Raw genomic sequence first — 18927 nt, 5'->3', positions numbered from 1 at the left:
ATCACGCCACCCGGTACTGCTCGTCACGGGCGTCGGTGAGGAACATCTGTCCTGGGGCGTGGGTGAGTGCGAAGGGCGGCCGCGAGGCCATGACCGCCGCCTGCGGAGTCACGCCGCAGGCCCAGAACACCGGGATGTCGTCCGGCTCGAGGTCCACCGCCTCGCCGAAGTCGGGCTGGTCCAGGTCGTCGATGCCGAGCGCCGACGGGTCCCCGCAGTGCACGGGGCTGCCGTGCACCGCCGGGAGCAGGCTGCTCTCGTGGATCGCCGCCGACAGGTGCGCGGGCGGCACCGGACGCATCGAGACCACCATCGGCCCGCGCAGTCGCCCGGCCGGACGGCACGCGCGCGAGGTGACGTACATCGGGACGTTGCGGCCCTGCTCGACGTGGCGGATCGGGACACCGGCCGAGGCCAGCGCCCACTCGAAGGTGAAACTGCACCCGATCAGGAACGTCACCAGGTCGTCCCGCCAGTGCTCCAGCACGTCCGTCGGCTCGTCCACCAGCTCGCCGTCCCGCCACACCCGGTAGCGCGGCAGATCGGTGCGCAGGTCGGCGCCGTCGGCGAGCACGGTGGTCCAGGACCCGGCGTCGGTGACGTCGAGCACCGGGCAGGGCTGCGGGTTGCGGGTGCAGAACAGCAGCATGTCGTAGGCCCAGTCGGCGGGCACCGAGATCAGGTTGGCCTGGGTGTGGCCGGCGGCGACCCCGGCCGTGGGGCCGCTCAGCCCCTTCCGGAAGCGGGCGCGGGCCGTCTTCGGACTCCACGCGTGCGCGTGCTCGTCGACGAGGGCCAGTGGCCGGTCCCCGGTCGCGGAGTGTCGACGGTTCCTGCTCATGCCAGTTCCGTTCCGCGCGTCTCCGGCAGCCCCAGCAGGGCCAGCGCCGCGATGCCGTAGCCGATGGCGCCGAAGACCAGTGCGCCGCCCACGCCCCAGCTGTCGGCGAGGAAGCCGACCGTGGTGGGGAAGACGGCACCCACGGCGCGTCCGGTGTTGTACGTGAAGCCCTGGCCCGCGCCCCGCACCGCCGTCGGGTACAGCTCGCTCAGATACGAGCCGAACCCGCTGAAGATGGCCGACATGCAGAAGCCGAGGGGGAAACCCAGCACCAGGAGCAGGGTGTCGGCGCCGCTGGGGATGTTCGCGTACGCCAGGATGCAGACCGCCGACAGCAGTGCGAAGAGCCAGATGTTGCGCCTGCGGCCCAGCACGTCGGTGAGCACACCGCCGGTGAGGTAGCCGAGGAAGGCGCCCGAGATGAGGAACGTCAGGTAGCCGCCGGTGCCGACGACCGACAGGTCGCGCTCGTCCTTCAGATACGTCGGAACCCAGGTGGCGAGGGTGTAGTAGCCGCCCTGGACGCCGGTGGACAGCAGGCTCGCGAAGAGCGTGATGCGCAACAGCCCCGGTGAGGCCGCCGTGCCCGGTTTGAAGATCGCCGCGAACGAACCCTTGCCGGCTCCCTTCTGCCGGACCTCGGCGGCCCGCGGCGCGTCCTGGACGCTGCGCCGCACCCACACCACGAGCAGGGCGGGCAGCGCACCCGTCCAGAACATGACACGCCAGGCCAGGTCGTCCCCGGCCAGCGAGAAGACCAGCGTGTACACGAGCACCGCGAGGGCCCACCCCACGGCCCAGGAGCTCTGGATCGCGCCCAGCGTGCGCCCGCGGTGCCTGGGGCTCGCGTACTCGGCGACCAGGATGGCGCCGACCGCCCACTCGCCGCCGAAGCCGAGGCCCTGGAGGGCGCGGAAGACGAGCAGCGTCTCGTAGTTGGGCGCGAAGCCGCAGGCCACCGTGAACACGGCGTAGGTGATCACGGTGAGCAGCAGCGCCCTGACCCGGCCGACGCGGTCCGCCAGCACACCCGCGAGCGCGCCGCCGATCGCCGAGACGACCAGCGTGACCGTGGTGAGCAGCCCGGTCTGGCCGCTGTCCAGACCGAAGTACGCGGCCAGCGCGACCATGGTCAGGGGCAGCGTGAAGTAGTCGTAGGAATCGAGGGCGTAGCCGCCGAACGCGCCGCCGAAGGCGCGGCGGCCCCGCGGGCCGAGGGCGCGCAGCCAGCCGAACGGGCCGTCTTCGGAGGGGCGTTCGGCCGTGCCGGCGGGGTGGGTGTCGGCGGGGACGGCCGGCGGGGAAGGGGGTGTGCTCATGGTGCACCTCGCAGGGGGAGGACGGAGAGTGCGGATCGAGCGGGGACTTGAAGGCACCGTAGGGGATCGTTCAACGATCCCTCAATACCCCTGTTGTTTCGTTCTGGTATCTGCGATTGAATTCCGGGCATGGCAGAGCAGTTGACGGGACTGGCCGACGACCGCGCCCTCCTCGGGCGCACCAGCACCGCCGAGCGGGTCTCGGACATCCTCAGGAGCCGGATAGCCGAGGGCTACTTCCCGCCCGGGACCCGCTTGTCGGAGGACAGCATCGGCGGCGCCCTGGGTGTCTCCCGCAACACCCTGCGCGAGTCGTTCCGCCTGCTCACGCACGAACGGCTGCTGGTCCACGAGCTGAACCGGGGCGTCTTCGTCCGGGTCCTCACCGTCGAGGACGTCGAGGACATCTACCGCACCCGCTCCCTGGTGGAGTGCGCCGTCGTCCGCGGCCTCGGCGAGCCGCCGTACCCGCTGGACGGGCTCGCCGAGGCCGTCGAGGACGGGCGGCGGTCGGCCCGCGAAGGTGACTGGAAAGGCGTGGGTACGGCCAACATCCACTTCCACCGGGAACTGGTGGCCCTTGCCGGCAGCGAACGCACCGACGAACTGATGCGCAGCGTCTTCGCCGAACTGCGCCTCGCCTTCCACGTCGTGGACGACCCCCGGCGCCTGCACGAGCCGTACATCGCCCGGAACGCGGAGATCCTCGCGGCCCTGGAGAGCGGCGAGCGGGAGACGGCGGCGCGACTGCTCGCGGTCTACCTGGAGAACTCGCTGGAGCGCGTCGTGGAGGTCTACCTGCGCCGGGTCGGGGACGAGGGGTAGCCGCGAGTCTTGGGCCCGGGCGGCACGGCAGTCGGCCACGGTGCCCGGGGCGGCCCATCTGCGTCGTTTGGGTCGATGTCAGACCGAGGACCTAGTCTGTGCACCGTGACTTCGCCTGCATCGACGGACAGCGTTCCGCCCCAGCTCAGCGCGGGGCCGCGCCCCGCACCGGGCCCGGCCGCCGACGAAGGGCTGGCGCGGCGGCTGCGCGCGCTCGCCTGCACGGCGCCGCTGCACGACCTCGACGCACGCAAGGCCAACCTCGCCGGTGAGTACTCGGTGTACGGCATGGCGGAGGTCGCCCTCGCCGCCATCGACCTCGTCACACTGAACATGGACTTCGACACGGGTGCCGACCACGACCAGATAGTGGCCAGGCTCATCCCGCGCGTCGCCGCCCAGGCCCCGCACCGCACCGCCGCCGAGCACGAACGGGTGGCCCGCTGGGTCCTGGAGAACCTGATCAACGTCGGCAGCGTCGACCGCGGCTTCCGCGCGGTGTACGGCACCTTCGGGCCCGACGGCACCTACGTCCGCCGCGACTACGACTTCAAACTGCTCGAAGAGGTCCCCGGCCCCGGCGGCACCGTCTACCTGCGCACCACCGACGAGGCGGTCAACGTCCTCGTCGGCGCCCTGGACACCGACGTCACCAGCGCCCAGATCGCCGCCGAGGTCAAGCTCGAGGTGCTGATCAGCCGCGGCCGTCTCGCCGACGCCCAGCTCGCCGCCGAGCAGGCCCGGTACCGGACCGTCCAGTACTCGGAGACGCTCCGCCGCGCCCTGGACGCCACCCGGCGCAACGTCCGCGCGGTCGACTGGCTCGGCGCCGTCCCCGACATGATCGCCGAGGCCCTGGACCACGTCGCCGACCGGTACCGGCACGAGAACGCGATCCTCACCAACATCCGCAAGGCCCGCGACGAGACCGAGGACGCCGAGCACAAGCGCCGCGCCGCCGAGCTGGTCGACATCGTCAAGGACTGCATCCGCCGCCACACCCAGCTCCAGTCCCGCCTCCTGGAGGCCGGCCCGCTCTTCCGCGCCGAACAGGACCGGCAGGCCTTCGCCACCCCCCTGACCACCTCCGGCCTCGACCTGTACGGCCATCTCGTCGCCCCCGTGCTGCCGTTGCCCGTGGAGCGGGCGCTGCGCGTCACCGACGCCTACTTCGCCCGCGGCACCGGCCTGCGCACGCCCGTCTCCGTCCGGGTCGGCGATCTCGTCGACATTCTCCTCACCCCGCCGGTGGAGCGGGAGCACCTGGGCGCCGAGATGCCCGAGCCCGACCTGATCGCCACCCCGGACGACAGCCGCTTCAGCGAGGAGCAGCTCGCCGCGGCCATGGAACTGCTCGACCTGCCGCACGACGCCCCGCGCCGGCTCTCGGGGCTGCTGGCCGACGCCCGCGCCCGCGACGCCGAACTGCCGTACCTCGTCGCGCTGCTGGCCGTCCACGCGGCCAGCCCGCCGGTCGGCACCGCCTACCGCCAGGGGGAGCCGAAGCTGCTGTTCGCCGTCGACGACGGCACCGAGCTGGACGACCCCGAGTTCGGCGGCGCCGACCTCATCGTCGGCACGGCACTGCTGGACGCGGCGGGAATGGCGGCGGACCGGACGGAGGCGGCATGACCGGCCCGCACCGCCCCGCCGACCGCCCCGGCCACCACCTCACCCACCACCGCGGCACAGCGCGACAGCACAGCGAGGAGCACCGACCGTGACCGAGTACGTCGACCGGAGCGAACCGGAGGCGGGTGCCGCGCCGGCCACGGCGGCCGTCACGCCCGCCGACGCCGCCGACGCGGCGCGGCTCGTCGCCTTCGGCCTCCAGCCCAAGCTGCTGCCCGCCCGCGACCAGGAGTACGCCGACCTGCTGCGCCGCTACCGCGAGGATCCGCCCTTCGCCCGGCTCACCGACGCCGTGGCGGCCGGCCTGGGGCTGATCGTCCTTGAGGTGTCCCCGCGCGCGGGGATGGCCGTGGCCGCCGCCGAGGACTCGGTGTTCGCCGTCCGCATGGGCGACTACGCGCGCCGGGCCGCCACCGACTCCGGCGACCGCTTCCTGCACGGCCTCGCCCACCTCGCCGTGGCCGCCATGGCCTACCCGCGCCCCGAGGACCTCGCCGACGACGGCTACATCGGCCGCGTCACGGTCAACGGCGTGGACGCCTTCGTCCGCCAGGCCTGCCGCAGACTCGAGGAGCGGGCCGAGCAGCAGGGCGAGAACACCGACCCGGCCACCGACGCCCCGGGCCTGGAGGCCGCCTGGCGGATCTGGGTCAGGCGCAGCGCGACCGGCGCCACCAAGGACGCGCGCAGACTCCCCGGCTCCACCACCGGCATCGTCGGCAAGGCCGCCGCGTTCCTCACCGAGTCCGGCTTCCTCCAGCGCACCGGCGACGACCACGGCGGCACCTACCGCACGACGGCCCGCTACCAGCTCCAGGTGCGCGACATGGCGGGCAGCGCCGCCCTGACCGAGCTGCTCGACCTGGGGGTCGTCCCGGTCACCGACGGCACGGCGACGCTGCTGCCCGCCGAGGAGACCGACGACCTGGAGCTGGTCGCCGACGCCGGCCTGCCCTTCCACTCCTCCTGACCCCGCCCGACCGCCCCGCCCGTCCCCGACGTCCGAAGACTTACGAGAGTCCGCCATGTACGAGCTGTCCCGGGTCCGCCTCTACTCCATCGGACCCGCCGGTGCGCGCTACGCCGACACCGTGCTTGACCTGCGCGGTGTGGGCGAGCCCGTGCCGGATCCCGCGCCCACGCAGGCGGAGTTCTTCGAGGAGGAGCCCGTCGGCCCGCCGCGCCGGCCCGCGCCCGCCGGTGTGCTCTTCCTGGAGAACGGCGGCGGCAAGTCCGTGCTCCTCAAGCTGATCTTCTCGGTGATGCTGCCGGGCCACCGCAACACCCTGGGCGGCGCCAGCTCCGGCGTGCTGCGCAAGTTCCTGCTCGCCGACGACTGCGGCCATGTGGCGCTGGAGTGGCAGCACGTGCAGACCGGCGAGTGCGTCGTCGTCGGCAAGGTCAGCGAGTGGCGCGGGCGGCAGGTCTCGGGCGACCCGCGGAAGTTCGCCGAGGCCTGGTACTCCTTCCGGCCAGGACCCGGACTGACCCTGGACAACCTGCCGGTCGCCGAGGCCACCGCCGTCCGCCCGTCCGTAGAGGGCGCCTCCGGCGCGCAGGGCAGGCGGCGCACCATGAAGGGCTTCCGGGACGCGCTCACCGAGGCCGGCAAGGCCTACCCGCACCTGGAGGTGCACTGGGAGGAGATCCACGACCGCTGGATCGAGCACCTCGGCGACCTCGGGCTCGACCCCGAACTCTTCCGCTACCAACGCGAGATGAACGCGGACGAGGGCGAGGCCGCCGGCCTCTTCGCGGTCAAGAAGGACTCCGACTTCACCGACCTGCTGCTGCGGGCCGTCACCGACACCCGCGACACCGACGGCCTCGCCGACCTGGTCGGCGGCTTCGGCAACAAGCTGGGCCGGCGCGCCGAGCTGATCGCCGAACGGGACTTCACCGCCGGATCCGTCGACCTCCTGGGCCGGATCGTCGAGGCCGCCGAGGCGCGCACCCGCGCGCGAGACATCCACACCGCCGCCGAACGCCGCACCAGGAACCTGGCCCGGCGGCTCACCGCGCGCGGCGCCCAGGAGCGGGTGCGGGCCTCGGACCTCGCCCAGCGCGTCACGGCCGCCGCGTACGCCGTCACGCACGCCGAGTCCGCCCGGGACCGCAGTGCCCTCATCGCCGCCGAACTCGCCTACCGGCACGCCTCGCTGGCCCTGACCGGCGCCGAGAAGGCCGCCGCAGCCCAGAAGCGCGAACTGGCCGAGGCCCGCACCCTGCACTCCGCCTGGCAGGCCGCCGAGGCCGTGCTGCGCCACCGCGCCGCCGCCGACCGGGTCGCCCGCGTGTCCGCGGCCATCCAGGAGGCCGAGCGGGACGCCGCCCCGGCGCTCGCCGCCCGCGCCAAGGCCGCCGTCGCTCTCGTCCGCACCCTGCACGCGGCGGCCGGAAAGGCCGAACACCACGCCAACGAGGAGGAGGCGAGGTCCGCCGCCCTCCAGGAGGTCAGCGACGCCGCCCACCGGGACTCCACCACCGCCGCCACCGAGGCGCAGCGCGCCCGCAGCGAGGCCGGACACCTGCGCCAGCGCCTCACCGAGGTCGAGCAGGAGACCGCCGAGGCCGTCCGTGCGGGCTGGCTGGACGACAGTGCGCCCGACGCCGACCCCGCCCGCGCCGCCCTCGCGGCCAGCGACGCGGAGAAGACGACCGTCGCCGCGTGGGACACCGCCCGCGAGACGGCCGGCCGGGCCACCGAACACGCGCGCGAGGCCGCCGCCGCGGAGAGCCGTGCCGAACTGACCGCGGCCCGCGCGGCGGACGCCGCCACCGCGGCCGAGCGCGCCCACGAGGCCGAGCGGCGCACCGCCGAGGCGCTGGCCGCCGAGGAGCGGCTCGCGGAGCTGCTCGGCCTGGCCGCCGAGGCCCGCCCCGGCATCCCGCAGCCCCGCAGGGACGCGGACCGCGACGACCGGGCCGCCGCTCCCACCGCGACGGACGGCGCCCTGACCCCCGAGGAACTCGACCGCTTCGCCGACGAGCTGCGCGAACTGCTCGACGACACCGTCTCCTCCGCCGAACGCCAGCTGTTCGACCTGCGCACCGCCGCGGCCGACGACTCCCGCATCCTCGGCGCGCTCGGCGACGGCGGACTGCTGCCCCCGGGACCGGACGTGCTGGCCACCGTCGAGTTCCTCGGCGAGCACGGCATCCCCGCCCTGCCCGGCTGGCGCTACCTCGCCCAGGCCGTCGACCCCGCCGACCACGCGCGCGTGCTGGGCGCCCGCCCCGAGCTGGTCGACGGCGTGATCATCACCGACCCGGACTCGCACACCCGGGCCCGCGAGGTACTCGGCGACGCGGCCCTGCTGCCGCGCTCCGCCGTCGCCGTGGGCACCGCCGCCGCCCTCCTCGCCCCGACCCCGGCCCCCGAGTCAGGCACCGGCGACGTCTTCCTCGTACCGCCGAACCCGGCCATGCACGACGAGCAGGCGGCCGACGAGGAGCGGCACGCGCTGCGCGCCCGGGCGGGCGAGCGGGACGAGGAGATCCGCACCCTCGCCGCCCGGCTCGGCAAGGACCGGGAGCTGGCGGCCCGGCTCGCCTCCTGGCGCACCGGCTGCCCGGCCGGACGCCTCGCGGAACTCGCCAGGACCGCAGAGGAGGCCCGCGCCTTCGCCGAGGAGACCGAGGCCGAGCTGACCGAGGCCCGCACCCTGCGCGCCGAGGCCGACGAGCGGGCCGCCGAGGCCGTCCACCTGAGGGACGAGCGGCAGGAGGCCGCGCAGAAGGCCCGCCGCGCCGCCGACGCCCTCGCCGGACTCGCCTTCCGGCTGCGCGAGCGCGCCGGCTGGCAGGTCAGCCTCCGTGAGCTGGCCGACGAGGGCGCCGAGGCCGAGGCCCGCGCCCAGGCCTGCCTGGAACGGGCCCGCGCCGCCGACGAGGACCGGCGAGCCGCCCAGCGCGCCGCCGACGACGCCCGCCGCACCGCCCGCGCGCTGCGCGCCGAGCGCTCCGAGATCGCCGGCGCCCCCGACGACGTACCCGAAGAGGCACCCGGGGACGGCACCGAGGCGCCGAAGGCGTCCCTGCCCGACCTCCGCGAGGCCTACCGCGCCGCCTCCCAGGTGTACGAGAAGGTCGGCGTCGGCGCCGACCTGCGCGCCGAACAGGCCCGCGCGGAGAGCGACGAGAGCGCCGCCCGCGCGGATCTCGACCGGCTCAGCAACAAGGTCCGCACCCGCGCCGCACAGCTCCTGGAGTCGCCCGACGGCTCCGACGGGCCCTCCCGGCAGGCTGCCGCCGCCCGCGCGGAGGAACTGGTGCAGCTCCTGGAAACACGCATGTCGAGCGCGAGCGAACAACTCGGCCGGCTGCGCGGCGAGGCCGAACGGCACGCGCCCGAGGACGGCGACACCCACACCGACCTCCCCGAGGAACTCCTGCCGCGCGACGCCGAGCACGCCCAGACCCTGCTGCGCACGGCGACCGGCGAACTCTCCACCCGCACCGAGGCCCTGGCCCGGGCCCGCGAGGCCCACGCCGAACTGCTCGACGCGCACCGCGCCGCCGAGGACGCCGCGGGCGGCTTCGACGAGATCGCCGCCATGCTCCGCGACCTGCTGCGCGAACACGCGCCCGAGGAGGAGCAGGAGGAGCCCGAGCCCTACCCGGGCGACCTGGAGGAGGCCCGCCGGTCGGCCGCCGAGGCCCGCCGTTCGCTGCGCGGCTGCGCCGCCGACCTGTCCGCCGCCGAGGCCGCCGTGCGCGAGGCGAGCGACGTCCTCGTCCGGCACGCCAACTCCACCCGCTACGAGCAGGTCCGCACCCCCGCCCGCCAGCAGATCCGCGAACTGCCCGCCGCCGCACTGCCCGAGCACGCGGCCAAGTGGGCGGACGCCTTCGCGCCCCGGCTCCGCGTCCTCACCGACGAGCTGGCCCAGCTGGAGCGCAACCGCGACTCGATCGTGGACCGGCTGCGCGGACTGGTCGAGTCCGCCCTCGCCACCCTCCGCTCCGCCCAGCGCCTGTCCCGGCTGCCGGAGGGCCTCGGCGAGTGGTCCGGGCAGGAGTTCCTGCGCATCCGCTTCGAGGAGCCCGACCAGGCCACCCTCACCGAGCGGCTCGGCGAGGTCGTCGACGAGGCCACTCGCGCGGCCGTGAAGAAGAACTCCGACCTGCGCCGCGACGGCATGTCCCTGCTGCTGCGGGGCGTCGCCGCCGCCCTGCAGCCCAAGGGCGTCGCCGTCGAGATCCTCAAGCCCGACGCCGTGCTGCGCGCCGAGCGCGTCCCCGTCGGCCAGATGGGCGACGTCTTCTCCGGCGGCCAGCTGCTCACCGCCGCCATCGCCCTGTACTGCACGATGGCCGCGCTGCGCAGCAACGACCGGGGCCGCGACCGGCACCGCCACGCCGGCACCCTGTTCCTCGACAACCCCATCGGCCGCGCCAACGCCACCTACCTGCTGGAGCTCCAGCGGGCCGTGTCCGACGCGCTCGGCGTCCAGCTCCTCTACACCACCGGCTTGTTCGACACGACCGCGCTGGCCGAGTTCCCGCTGGTCATCCGGCTGCGCAACGACGCCGACCTCCGGGCGGGCCTGAAGTACATCAGCGTGGAGGAGCACCTCAGGCCCGGCCTGCCCCAGCCGACGCCCGCCGCCGAGGGGGAGGGCGAGGCGGTGCACAGCGAGATCACCGCGACCCGCATGTTCAAGCGTCCGGCCCAGTCACCGGCCTAGGCCGGGCGCGAGCCCAGCCGGCCGAGCAGCCAGTCGTGGAAGATCCCGATGTGGTGCTCGGTCGGCACCAGCACCCCGCCCGCGCGGTAGGCCCGGGACGCCATGGCCGGCTGGGTCCGCTCGCAGGCCGCGAAGTCCTGGGCGTTGACCCGGTGGAACAGCTCGACCGACTTCGACAGGTCCGCCCCGGACGCCACGACCTCGGGTGCGTACAGCCAGTCGCACTCGACGACCGTGCGGTCCTCGGCCAGCGGGAACATGCGGTGCAGGATCACATGGTCCGGCACGAGGTTCACGAAGACCGTCGGCCGCACGGTGACCGCGTAGTAGCGGCGGTCCTGACCGTCCGACACCTCGGGCAGCCTGCCGAAGCCCGCGCTGCCGTCGACCGTGAAGCCCTCCACGCCCTCGCCGAACTCGGCACCGTGCCCCACGTAGTACTGTGCCGCGTAGCCGTCGGCGAACTCGGGCAGGACGTCGGTGAGTTCGGGATGGATGGTCGCGCAGTGGTAGCACTCCATGAAGTTCTCGACGATCAGCTTCCAGTTGGCCCGCACGTCGTACCGGACGCGCCGGCCGAGCGCGAGCCTCTCGGTCCCGTACCGCTCGACGGCGGCCGGATCGCCGAGCCGTTCGACCACCGCCCCGCGCACCGTCTCCTCGAACGAGGGCGGCTCCTCGGCCAGGCACACCCAGGCATAACCGAGCCACTCGCGCAGGGCCACCTCGACCAGGCCGTACGCCGACCGGTCGACGTCCGCCATCTTCGGCAGGTCGGGCGCGGCGATCAGCCTGCCGTCGAGATCGTAGGTCCACGCGTGGTACGGGCACTGGAGGGTGCGGCGCACCTGGCCGGACTCCTCCAGGCACAGCCGGGCGCCGCGGTGCCGGCAGATGTTGAGGAAGGCGCGCAGGTCGCCGGTGCGGGTCCGTGTGACGATCACGCTCTCGCGGCCGACCTGCACGGTGCGGAAGGAACCGGGCCGTTCGAGGTCGGCGCCGCGCACGGCGCAGAACCACAGGGCCTCGAAGACGTGCCGCTGCTCCGCGCGGAAGACCTCCGGGTCGGTGTAGTAGTGGCCCGGCAGCGTCGGCACGAGGCTGGAGGGCAGGGGAGTCGTCGTCACGTGCGTACTCCTCGGGCGGGGTCGAAGAGACCGATGGGGTGCGCGGTGGTGCCCGTCAGGGCCAGGTCGGCGAGGATCTCCCCGACCACGGGCACGAACTTGAAGCCGTGCCCGGAGAAGCCGCACGCCACCGTGACCGAGTCGGGGTGCGCCGGGTGGCGGGCGATGACGAAGTGCTCGTCGGGCGTGGTGGTGTACATGCAGGTCGCGGCCTTGCGGAAGGTGCCGGGCAGATCGGGGATGCGGCCGGACATGTGGTCCGCCATGGCCCGCACCTCGTGCTCGTGCACGGTGCGGTCGATCGTCTCGGGGGTCGTGGCCCGCCCCTTGCGGAAGAAGGCGACCTTGGCGCCGTCGTCGGGGCCGTCGATGGCCGGGAAGCCGTAGACCTGGACACCGGCCGCGTCCTCCCAGACATAGATCGGATGGCTCGCGGGGCGGAAGGGGCGGATGCCGCCGCGCGGCTGGAACCAGTACATGACCTGCCGCTCGACCGTGAGGGGCACCCCGAGGTCGGCGAGCAGCCGCGGCGCCCACGCCCCCGGGCAGACCACAAGGTGGGAGGCGGTGTAGGTGTTCTCGGCGGTGTGCACCCGCACACCGTCCCGGTACGGCTCCCAGCGGGTCGTCGGCTCGTCGAAGTGCAGGTCGGCGCCCTGCCGGGTGGCGAGCTGGAGATGGGCGGCCACCGTGTTCTCGGGGCGGAGCAGCCCGGCCCTGGCCTCGTACAGGGCGACCTCGTCGTCACCGGGCGTCAGCGTCGGAAAGCGGCGGCGGATCTCCCGGGCGTCCAGCATCTCGTACGGCAGGTCCCACTCGCGGGCCGAGCGCAGCGAGCCGGAGACGGTCCACGCGTCGGGGCGGCCGATCATCAGCCCGCCGCAGAGCAGGGAGATGTCCCGGCCGGTGGACCGTTCCAGGTCCTCGTACAGCTCGTAGGCGCGCAGCAGCAGCGGAACGTAGGCCGGGTCCTCGAAGTACGACTGGCGGGTGATCCGCGAACCGCCGTGGCTGGACCCCCGGTTGTGCACCGGGCCGAACCTCTCCAGGCCCAGTACCCGCACGCCCCGGGCGGAGAGGTGATGGGCGGCGGCGCTGCCCATGCCGCCGAGACCGATGACGATCACGTCGTAGGTGGGGGACAACTCGGGACCTCCTGGGGGCGGTCAACGGCGGATGCGGGTCATCTTCGGGTCGAACAGGGGCTCCTCGGCGACGGTGGCGGGCACCTTCTCGCCGAAGTACTCCACGTGCACACCGGTGCCGTCGGCCAGCCCCGCCGGGAGCCAGGCGTACGCGACACAGCGGCCGAGGGTGTAGCCGTACGCGGCGCTGGTCACGTACCCGGCGGGAGCGCCGTCCAGGTACACCGGTTCCCTGCCGAGCACCACGGCGGCGGGGTCGTCGAGGAGCAGGGGTGTGAGCCGCCGCTCCGGTTCGCCCGCGCGCTCCAGCGCCGGCCTGCCGACGAAGTCCGCCTTGTCCATGCGGACCGCGAAGCCGACGCCCGCCTCGTAGGGGTTGTCCTCGTCGGTCATGTCCCTGCCCCAGGCCCGGTACCCCTTCTCCAGCCGCAGGGAGTCGAAGGCGGAGCGCCCGGCGGCGATCACGCCGAGTCCGCGCCCGGCCTCCCACAGGGTGTCCCAGAGCCTGAGCCCCAGATCGGCCGTGGTGTACAGCTCCCAGCCCAGCTCACCCACGTAGCTCAGGCGCAGCGCGGTGACCGGGACGTGGCCGACCCAGGTCTGCTTGGCGCGGAAGTAGCCGAACGCCTCGTGCGAGAAGTCGTCCGGGGTGAGCGGCTGGACGAGGTCGCGGGCGAGCGGGCCCCAGACGCCGACGCAGCAGGTGCCGGAGGTGATGTCCCTGACGTGGACACCGTCCGGCGCGTGGCGCAGCAGGTGGTCCAGGTCGGCGGGGGAGTTGGCACCGACCTGGAAGCGGTCGGGGGCGAGGCGGGCGACGGTGAGGTCCGAGCGGATGCCGCCGGTTTCGTCGAGGAGGAGCGTGTAGGTGACCGCGCCGGGCCTCTTGCGGAGGTTGTTGCTGGTCATGCGGTCGAGGAAGGCCAGGGCGCCGGGGCCGGTGACCTCCAGGCGGCGCAACGGGGTTATGTCGTACAGGGCGACCCGCTCACGGGTGGCGCGTGCCTCCGCCGCCGCGATCGGGGACCAGTGGCGGGCCGACCAGGCGTCGCGGCCGGGTAGACGCAGGTCCGCGGCGAGAGGCGCGTTCGCCTCGTACCAGTGCGGGCGTTCCCAGCCGCCGCCCTCCAGGAAGTACGCGCCGAGCTGCTGCTGACGGGCGTGGAAAGGACTGACCCGGAGCGGACGCGGCCGCTCCATCGGCTGGAGCGGGTGGACGACGTCGTACACCTCCACGAACTGCTGTGCCCCGCGCTCACGGACGTACGCCGGTGAACGCTGCGCCTCCTCGAACCGCGTGAGGTCGCACTCGTGCACATCGATCGACGGCCGCCCGTTCACCATCCACTCGGCGACGGCCTTGGCGACCCCGGCCGAGTGGGTCACCCAGACCGCCTCAGCCAGCCAGAAGCCCCGCAGCGCGCGGGACTCGCCGAGGACCGGCATGCCGTCCGGAGTGAAGGAGAAGACTCCGTTGAAACCCGACTCGACCTCGGACCCGCGCAGGGCGGGCATCAGCCGGCGGCAGTCCTCCCAGCTGGACGCCCAGTCCTCGGCAGTGAAGGGGTACGACGACGGCATGTCCATGCCCCGGGCGCGGGCCTCGTCGTGACCGGGGACGGCGAACGGGTCCACGGGCAGCGGACGGTGGGCGTAGGAGCCGATGCCGAGACGGTCGCCGTGTTCGCGGAAGTACAGGTCCCGGTCCTGGAAGCGGAGGATCGGCTTCGAGGCCTCCGCCGTGGCGCCGTGCAGCTCGGGCAGCGGTCCGGTCCGCGCGTACTGATGGGCGAGCGGTTGCAGGGGGACGTCGACTCCCGCCATGCGGCCGACGACCGGTCCCCAGAAACCCGCCGCGGAGACGACGTGGTCGGCGGGGAAGGCGCCCCGGTCGGTGACGACGCCCGTGACCCTGCCGTCCTCCCGCTCGATGCCGGTGACGGTGTGCCGGTCCAGGGCACGGGCGCCCCGGGCGACGGCGCGGTCCAGCTGGGCGCGGGAGGCGTGCAGGGCGTGGGCCAGGCCGTCTCCGGGGGTGTGGAAGCCGCCGAGGACCACCGACGCGTCGAGCAGCGGCCAGAGTTCCTTGCAGCGGGCGGCGCCGACGATCTCGCCGTGCACGCCCCAGGAGGCGGCGTACCCGGCCCGGCGGTGCAGGTCGGCGAGGCGTTCCGGGGTGGTCGCCAGCTCCAGACCGCCGACCCGCCGGAAGCACGGCACGCCGTCCGAGGCGAGGGAGGTGAACTTCTCGACGGTGTACCGGGCGAAGGCAGTCAGGGTGCGGGACGGACTGGTGCGGAAGACCAGGCCGGGCGCGTGCGAGCTGGAGCCGCCGGGGGCGGGTAGCGGGCCCTGTTCGAGGACGGTGACGTCCGTCCAGCCGCGGGCGGTCAGTTCGTCGGCGAGGGAGCAGCCGACGATGCCGGCACCGATGACCACCACGCGCGGCGGGCGGCGGCCGGGGTCACGGGTGCTCACAGGACCACCACCGAGCGCAGCACCTCGCCGCGGTGCATCCTGGCGAACGCCTCCTCCACCCCGTCCAGCGTCGTCGTCTCCGAGACGAAGGCACCCAGGTCCAGCAGCCCGTGCAGGTACTGGTCGACCAGGAACGGGAAGTCGCGGCTGGGCAGGCAGTCGCCGTACCAGGACGACTTGATCGCGCCGCCGCGCGAGAAGACGTCGGCGAGCGGGAGCTCGACCGTCGTCCCGGGCGTGGGGACACCGACCTGGACCAGCACTCCGGCGTGGTCGCGCATGTAGAACGCCTGGCGGAACGTCTCAGAGAGGCCCACCGCGTCGATCGCGATGTCCACGCCGTGGCCGTCGGTGAGGGCACGGACCGCTTCGACCGGGTCGGTGCCGCGGGAGTCGACGGTGTGCGTGGCGCCGAACCGTTCCGCCCGGTCCAGCTTCCGGCCGTCCACGTCGACCGCGATGACCTTCACGGCGCCGTTCAGGGCGGCGCCCGCGATCGCCGCGTCGCCCACGCCCCCGCAGCCGATGACGGCGACCGAGTCGCCCCGCCCCACCCTGCCGGTGTGAACGGCGGCGCCGTATCCGGCCATCACCCCGCAGCCGACGAGACCGGCGGCCTCGGGCCGGGCGGCCGGGTCGACCTTCACCGCCTGACCGGCCGCGACCAGCGTCTTCTCCGCGAACGCCCCGATGCCGAGGGCGGCGGTCAGCGGGGTGCCGTCCGAAAGCGCCATCGGCTGGGCGGCGTTGCGCGACCGGAAGCAGTACCAGGGGCGGCCGCGCCGGCAGGACCGGCAGTCCCCGCAGGGAGCCCGCCACGCCAGCACGACGTAGTCGCCCGGCGCGAGTGCGCCCACGCCCTCGCCGACGGCCTCGACCGTGCCGGCCGCCTCGTGACCCAGCAGGAACGGGAAGTCGTCCGTGACCGCACCCTCCCGGTAGTGCAGATCCGTGTGACAGACCCCGCAGGCCTGCACCGCGACCAGCACCTCGCCGGGTCCCGGATCCGGGACGACGATCGTCTGCACCTCGACGGGTGCGCCCCTCTTCACAGCGACTACGGCACGGACCTCGTGTGGCACGACAAGCTCCTCTGCTGTTGCGCATAGCACGATGGGTTGCGCGGTGAGGAACATAGTGGGAACGCCGTCCAGGGGCCGTCAAGAGGTACGGGTCAACCCCTGGGCAAAAGGAAACGGGACGGCCGGAACACACCGACGGCGCCGCCCCCGGCGCCCGGTCAGCCGCCGTAGCCCATGCGGCGGGACAGTTCGGCCCCCGCCGCCGAGGTGCGCTTCGCCAGGTCCGGCAGGCGGTCCGGGGTCAGCCGGTACACCGGGCCGGAGACGCTGATCGACGCGATCACCTTGCCGTCGTGGGACCGGACGGGCGCGGCCACCGCGGCCAGTCCGATCTCCAGCTCCTCCTGGGTGATCGCGTAGCCCTGCCCGGTCACGGTCTCCAACTCGCCGCGCAGCACCGCCGCGCCGGTGACGGTGTGCTCGGTGAACCGGTGCAGCGGGCGGGCCAGCAGGCCCTCGCGCAACGTGGGCGGCAGATGCGCGAGCAGCACCTTGCCGCTGGCGGTGGCGTGCAGCGGGGTGCGCCGGCCGAGCCAGTTCTGCGCGGTCACGGAGGCGGTGCCCCGGGCCTGCATGACGTTGACCGCCGCGTCGTCGTCCAGGACCGCGATGTTCGCCGTCTCGCCGAGTTCGTCGGCGAGTTCGCGGCAGACCGGCACGCCCTCCTGCGAGATGTCCAGCCGTACCGCGGCCGCCCCCGCGAGGCGCAGCACGCCGGCGCCCAGGTAGTACTTGCCGCGCTCCTTCTCCTGGGCCACCAGTCCGCGGTTCTCCAGCACGCCCAGCAGCCGGAAGGCGGTGGACTTGTGCACCTCCAGTTCGTCGGCGATCTCGGTGACGCCCGCCTCGCCGTGCCGGGCGAGGATCTCCAGCACGCTCACGGCGCGGTCCACGGACTGCACGGCGCTCGCCGCGCCCCGGCCGCCGGCCTGCTTGTTCGCCACGCGGTCCTCACGATGGTCGGGCTGCCTCTGTGTGCGGGTCATGGCTCAACTCTCATCACCTGACGGCCCTGTGGGGACCGCGTCTGCGGGAAGCCCTTGACGACACGGGCACCCGCCCCGGATTCTGTTGCGCATAGCGCTCTCCAGTGCGCCATGTGAAACATCATGTTACTCAAGCGTCCGGATCCCGGAAGGGTACGCGTACCGCGGCCCGACAGGACCCGCGTTCCGGACCGAGAGGGGAGCCCCCATGATTCCGGTCTGCCACCTCGAAGACCTCCCCAAGGGCGAGTCCGCCCGTGTCGCGTCCACTCCGCCGATCGCCGTCTTCCACACCGACGACGGCGATCTCTACGCCATCGACGACACCTGCAGCCACCAGGACGCCTCCCTGTCCGAGGGCTGGCTCGAGGGCTGCCTGGTCGAATGCCCGCTGCACGCCGCCTCGTTCGACCTGCGCACCGGTCGGCCCACCTGCCTGCCGGCCCGCAGGCCCGTGCGCACCCACCGGGTCTCCGTCGACGACGACGGCGTCGTCCACGTCCACCTCGCCGCCGAGGAGGGAAGCGCCGCATGAGGACCGTGACCGTCGTCGGTGCCTCGCTGGCCGGCCTGTACGCCGCCCGGGAACTGCGGGCCCAGGGCTTCGACGGCCGCCTGGTGATCGTCGGCGACGAACCGCACCGGCCCTACGACCGGCCGCCCCTCTCCAAGGAGTACCTCACCGGCGGGGCCGACGAGGACCGGCTGGCGCTCACCGACGCGGAGGAGACCGCCGACCTGGACGCCGAGTGGCTGCTCGGCGTCCGCGCCCGCGGACTGGACGCGCGCGGGCGTACCGTCCTGCTCGACGGCGGACGCACCGTCTCCACCGACGGCGTCGTCGTCGCCACCGGCGCGTCGGCCCGGCGTCTGACCGGTGACCGACGGCCCGGCGATCGACGGTCCGGCGATCGAATGTCCGGTGACCGACGGTCCGGTGACCGACTGCCCGGCGTCCACACGCTGCGGACCCTGGACGACGCCCGTGCCCTGCGTGCCGAACTCACCCGCGGGCCATGCCGGGTGGTCGTCGTCGGCGGCGGATTCATCGGTGCGGAGACCGCCTCCTCGTGCGCTGCCCTCGGCCACGAGGTCACGGTCGTCGAGGCCGCCGCGCTCCCGCTCGCGCTCCAGCTCGGACCCGAGATGGCCGCCGTGTGCGCCGCACTGCACCGCCGGGGTGGCGTCGGGCTGGTCACGGGCGCCTCCGTGAGCGCGCTGCGGGGCGGCGGGACCGTCACCGGGGTGGCACTCACCGACGGCCGCGTCCTGCCCGCCGAGGTGGTGATCGTCGGCATCGGGGCCACGCCCAACACCGCCTGGCTGGCGGGCTCGCCGCTGGTCCTGAACGACGGCGTCCTGTGCGACGACGGCTGTGTGACGTCCCTGCCGCAGGTGGTCGCCGTCGGTGATGTGGCCCGCGTCGGCGGTACCCGCGCGGAGCACTGGACCTCCGCCACCCGGCAGCCCCGGGCCGCCGTGGCCAACCTGCTCGCCGGACGCACCGTGGAGAGCGCGAGGTCGGTGCCGTACTTCTGGTCCGACCAGTACGGAGCCCGCCTTCAGTTCGCCGGCCGGCGGCGGGCGGGCGACACCGTCCGCGTCGTCGAGGGCCGGGTGAGCGACGACGCTCCGGGCGAGGACGGTCTTCTCGCCCGCTACGAGCGTGACGGCCGGACCACCGCCGTGCTCGCCGTGGACCGCCCCCGCTCCTTCATGAGGGCGCGGCGCGAACTCGCCGGCGAGGCCGACCGGGCGGTACCGGTGTAGTCGGTGGCGCTCGTCGTCCGGACGGCGCCACC

General features: G+C 73.9%; 13 protein-coding genes. 6 read left to right on the top strand and 7 right to left on the bottom strand.

The window, feature by feature from the left end:
- Position 1: 1 nt before the first annotated feature.
- The gene (locus ACFYZ3_RS04755; RefSeq protein WP_388514022.1) at positions 2-841 is read right to left on the bottom strand and encodes a putative hydro-lyase; all 840 of its coding nucleotides are present in this window, start codon (positions 839-841) and stop codon (positions 2-4) included.
- The gene (locus ACFYZ3_RS04750) at positions 838-2160 is read right to left on the bottom strand and encodes an MFS transporter (protein ID WP_388514020.1); all 1323 of its coding nucleotides are present in this window, start codon (positions 2158-2160) and stop codon (positions 838-840) included. The genes ACFYZ3_RS04755 and ACFYZ3_RS04750 overlap by 4 nt, the downstream gene beginning before the upstream one ends.
- A 129-nt stretch (positions 2161-2289) precedes the next feature.
- Between ACFYZ3_RS04750 and ACFYZ3_RS04745 the strand changes: the two genes are divergently transcribed.
- The 4 genes from ACFYZ3_RS04745 (at position 2290) to ACFYZ3_RS04730 (ending at position 10307) form a co-directional block, all read left to right on the top strand.
- Positions 2290-2985: a GntR family transcriptional regulator gene (locus ACFYZ3_RS04745; protein WP_388514018.1), complete on the top strand. Its 696-nt coding sequence runs from the start codon at positions 2290-2292 to the stop codon at positions 2983-2985.
- A gap of 105 nt (positions 2986-3090) precedes the next feature.
- Positions 3091-4617, top strand: coding sequence for a hypothetical protein (locus tag ACFYZ3_RS04740; protein WP_388514016.1), 1527 nt, complete (start codon positions 3091-3093; stop codon positions 4615-4617).
- Positions 4618-4705: 88 nt separating this feature from the next.
- Positions 4706-5587: a hypothetical protein gene (locus ACFYZ3_RS04735; protein ID WP_388514015.1), complete on the top strand. Its 882-nt coding sequence runs from the start codon at positions 4706-4708 to the stop codon at positions 5585-5587.
- Between the two features lie 55 nt (positions 5588-5642).
- On the top strand, positions 5643-10307 hold the full coding sequence (locus tag ACFYZ3_RS04730; protein WP_388514013.1) for a hypothetical protein: 4665 nt from the start codon (positions 5643-5645) through the stop codon (positions 10305-10307).
- On the opposite strand, the gene ACFYZ3_RS04725 is transcribed toward ACFYZ3_RS04730, so the two are convergent.
- The 5 genes from ACFYZ3_RS04725 to ACFYZ3_RS04705 form a co-directional block, all read right to left on the bottom strand.
- A complete protein-coding gene (locus ACFYZ3_RS04725) occupies positions 10304-11434 on the bottom strand; it encodes an aromatic ring-hydroxylating dioxygenase subunit alpha (RefSeq protein ID WP_388514011.1) in 1131 nt (376 codons plus the stop codon). The genes ACFYZ3_RS04730 and ACFYZ3_RS04725 overlap by 4 nt on opposite strands.
- Positions 11431-12579: an N-methyl-L-tryptophan oxidase gene (gene solA / locus ACFYZ3_RS04720; RefSeq protein WP_388514009.1), complete on the bottom strand. Its 1149-nt coding sequence runs from the start codon at positions 12577-12579 to the stop codon at positions 11431-11433. The genes ACFYZ3_RS04725 and solA overlap by 4 nt, the downstream gene beginning before the upstream one ends.
- A 21-nt stretch (positions 12580-12600) precedes the next feature.
- Complete coding sequence (locus ACFYZ3_RS04715; protein ID WP_388514008.1) at positions 12601-15057, bottom strand: FAD-dependent oxidoreductase; 2457 nt, start codon at positions 15055-15057, stop codon at positions 12601-12603.
- Positions 15054-16139, bottom strand: coding sequence for an S-(hydroxymethyl)mycothiol dehydrogenase (locus tag ACFYZ3_RS04710; RefSeq protein WP_388514006.1), 1086 nt, complete (start codon positions 16137-16139; stop codon positions 15054-15056). The genes ACFYZ3_RS04715 and ACFYZ3_RS04710 overlap by 4 nt, the downstream gene beginning before the upstream one ends.
- 158 nt (positions 16140-16297) lie before the next feature.
- Positions 16298-17125 (bottom strand): IclR family transcriptional regulator, encoded by an 828-nt coding sequence (locus ACFYZ3_RS04705; RefSeq protein ID WP_388514004.1) that lies wholly within the window; start codon positions 17123-17125, stop codon positions 16298-16300.
- A gap of 208 nt (positions 17126-17333) precedes the next feature.
- On the opposite strand from ACFYZ3_RS04705, the gene ACFYZ3_RS04700 reads away from it, so the two are divergent.
- Positions 17334-17660 carry a bifunctional 3-phenylpropionate/cinnamic acid dioxygenase ferredoxin subunit gene (locus tag ACFYZ3_RS04700; protein WP_388514002.1) on the top strand — a complete coding sequence of 109 codons (327 nt, stop codon included), beginning with the start codon at positions 17334-17336 and terminating at the stop codon, positions 17658-17660.
- Positions 17657-18895: an NAD(P)/FAD-dependent oxidoreductase gene (locus ACFYZ3_RS04695; RefSeq protein WP_388514001.1), complete on the top strand. Its 1239-nt coding sequence runs from the start codon at positions 17657-17659 to the stop codon at positions 18893-18895. The genes ACFYZ3_RS04700 and ACFYZ3_RS04695 overlap by 4 nt, the downstream gene beginning before the upstream one ends.
- The last annotated feature ends 32 nt before the right edge of the window (positions 18896-18927 follow it).

Origin of the sequence: Streptomyces sp. NPDC001599 (assembly GCF_042893535.1) — a bacterium.
In the GTDB taxonomy this organism is placed as follows: Bacteria; Actinomycetota; Actinomycetes; order Streptomycetales; family Streptomycetaceae; genus Streptomyces.
Note: the sequence above shows the minus strand (reverse complement) of the source record. Positions and strands in the feature narration are given on the sequence as shown.

What these genes read in the sequence shown, in the direction of transcription:
- ACFYZ3_RS04755 (WP_388514022.1), bottom strand. Translation starts at nt 841, where the DNA reads ATGAGCAGGAACCGTCGACACTCCGCGACCGGGGACCGGCCACTGGCC.
- ACFYZ3_RS04750 (WP_388514020.1), bottom strand. Translation starts at nt 2,160, where the DNA reads ATGAGCACACCCCCTTCCCCGCCGGCCGTCCCCGCCGACACCCACCCC.
- ACFYZ3_RS04745 (WP_388514018.1), top strand. Translation starts at nt 2,290, where the DNA reads ATGGCAGAGCAGTTGACGGGACTGGCCGACGACCGCGCCCTCCTCGGG.
- ACFYZ3_RS04730 (WP_388514013.1), top strand. Translation starts at nt 5,643, where the DNA reads ATGTACGAGCTGTCCCGGGTCCGCCTCTACTCCATCGGACCCGCCGGT.
- ACFYZ3_RS04705 (WP_388514004.1), bottom strand. Translation starts at nt 17,125, where the DNA reads ATGACCCGCACACAGAGGCAGCCCGACCATCGTGAGGACCGCGTGGCG.
- ACFYZ3_RS04700 (WP_388514002.1), top strand. Translation starts at nt 17,334, where the DNA reads ATGATTCCGGTCTGCCACCTCGAAGACCTCCCCAAGGGCGAGTCCGCC.
- ACFYZ3_RS04695 (WP_388514001.1), top strand. Translation starts at nt 17,657, where the DNA reads ATGAGGACCGTGACCGTCGTCGGTGCCTCGCTGGCCGGCCTGTACGCC.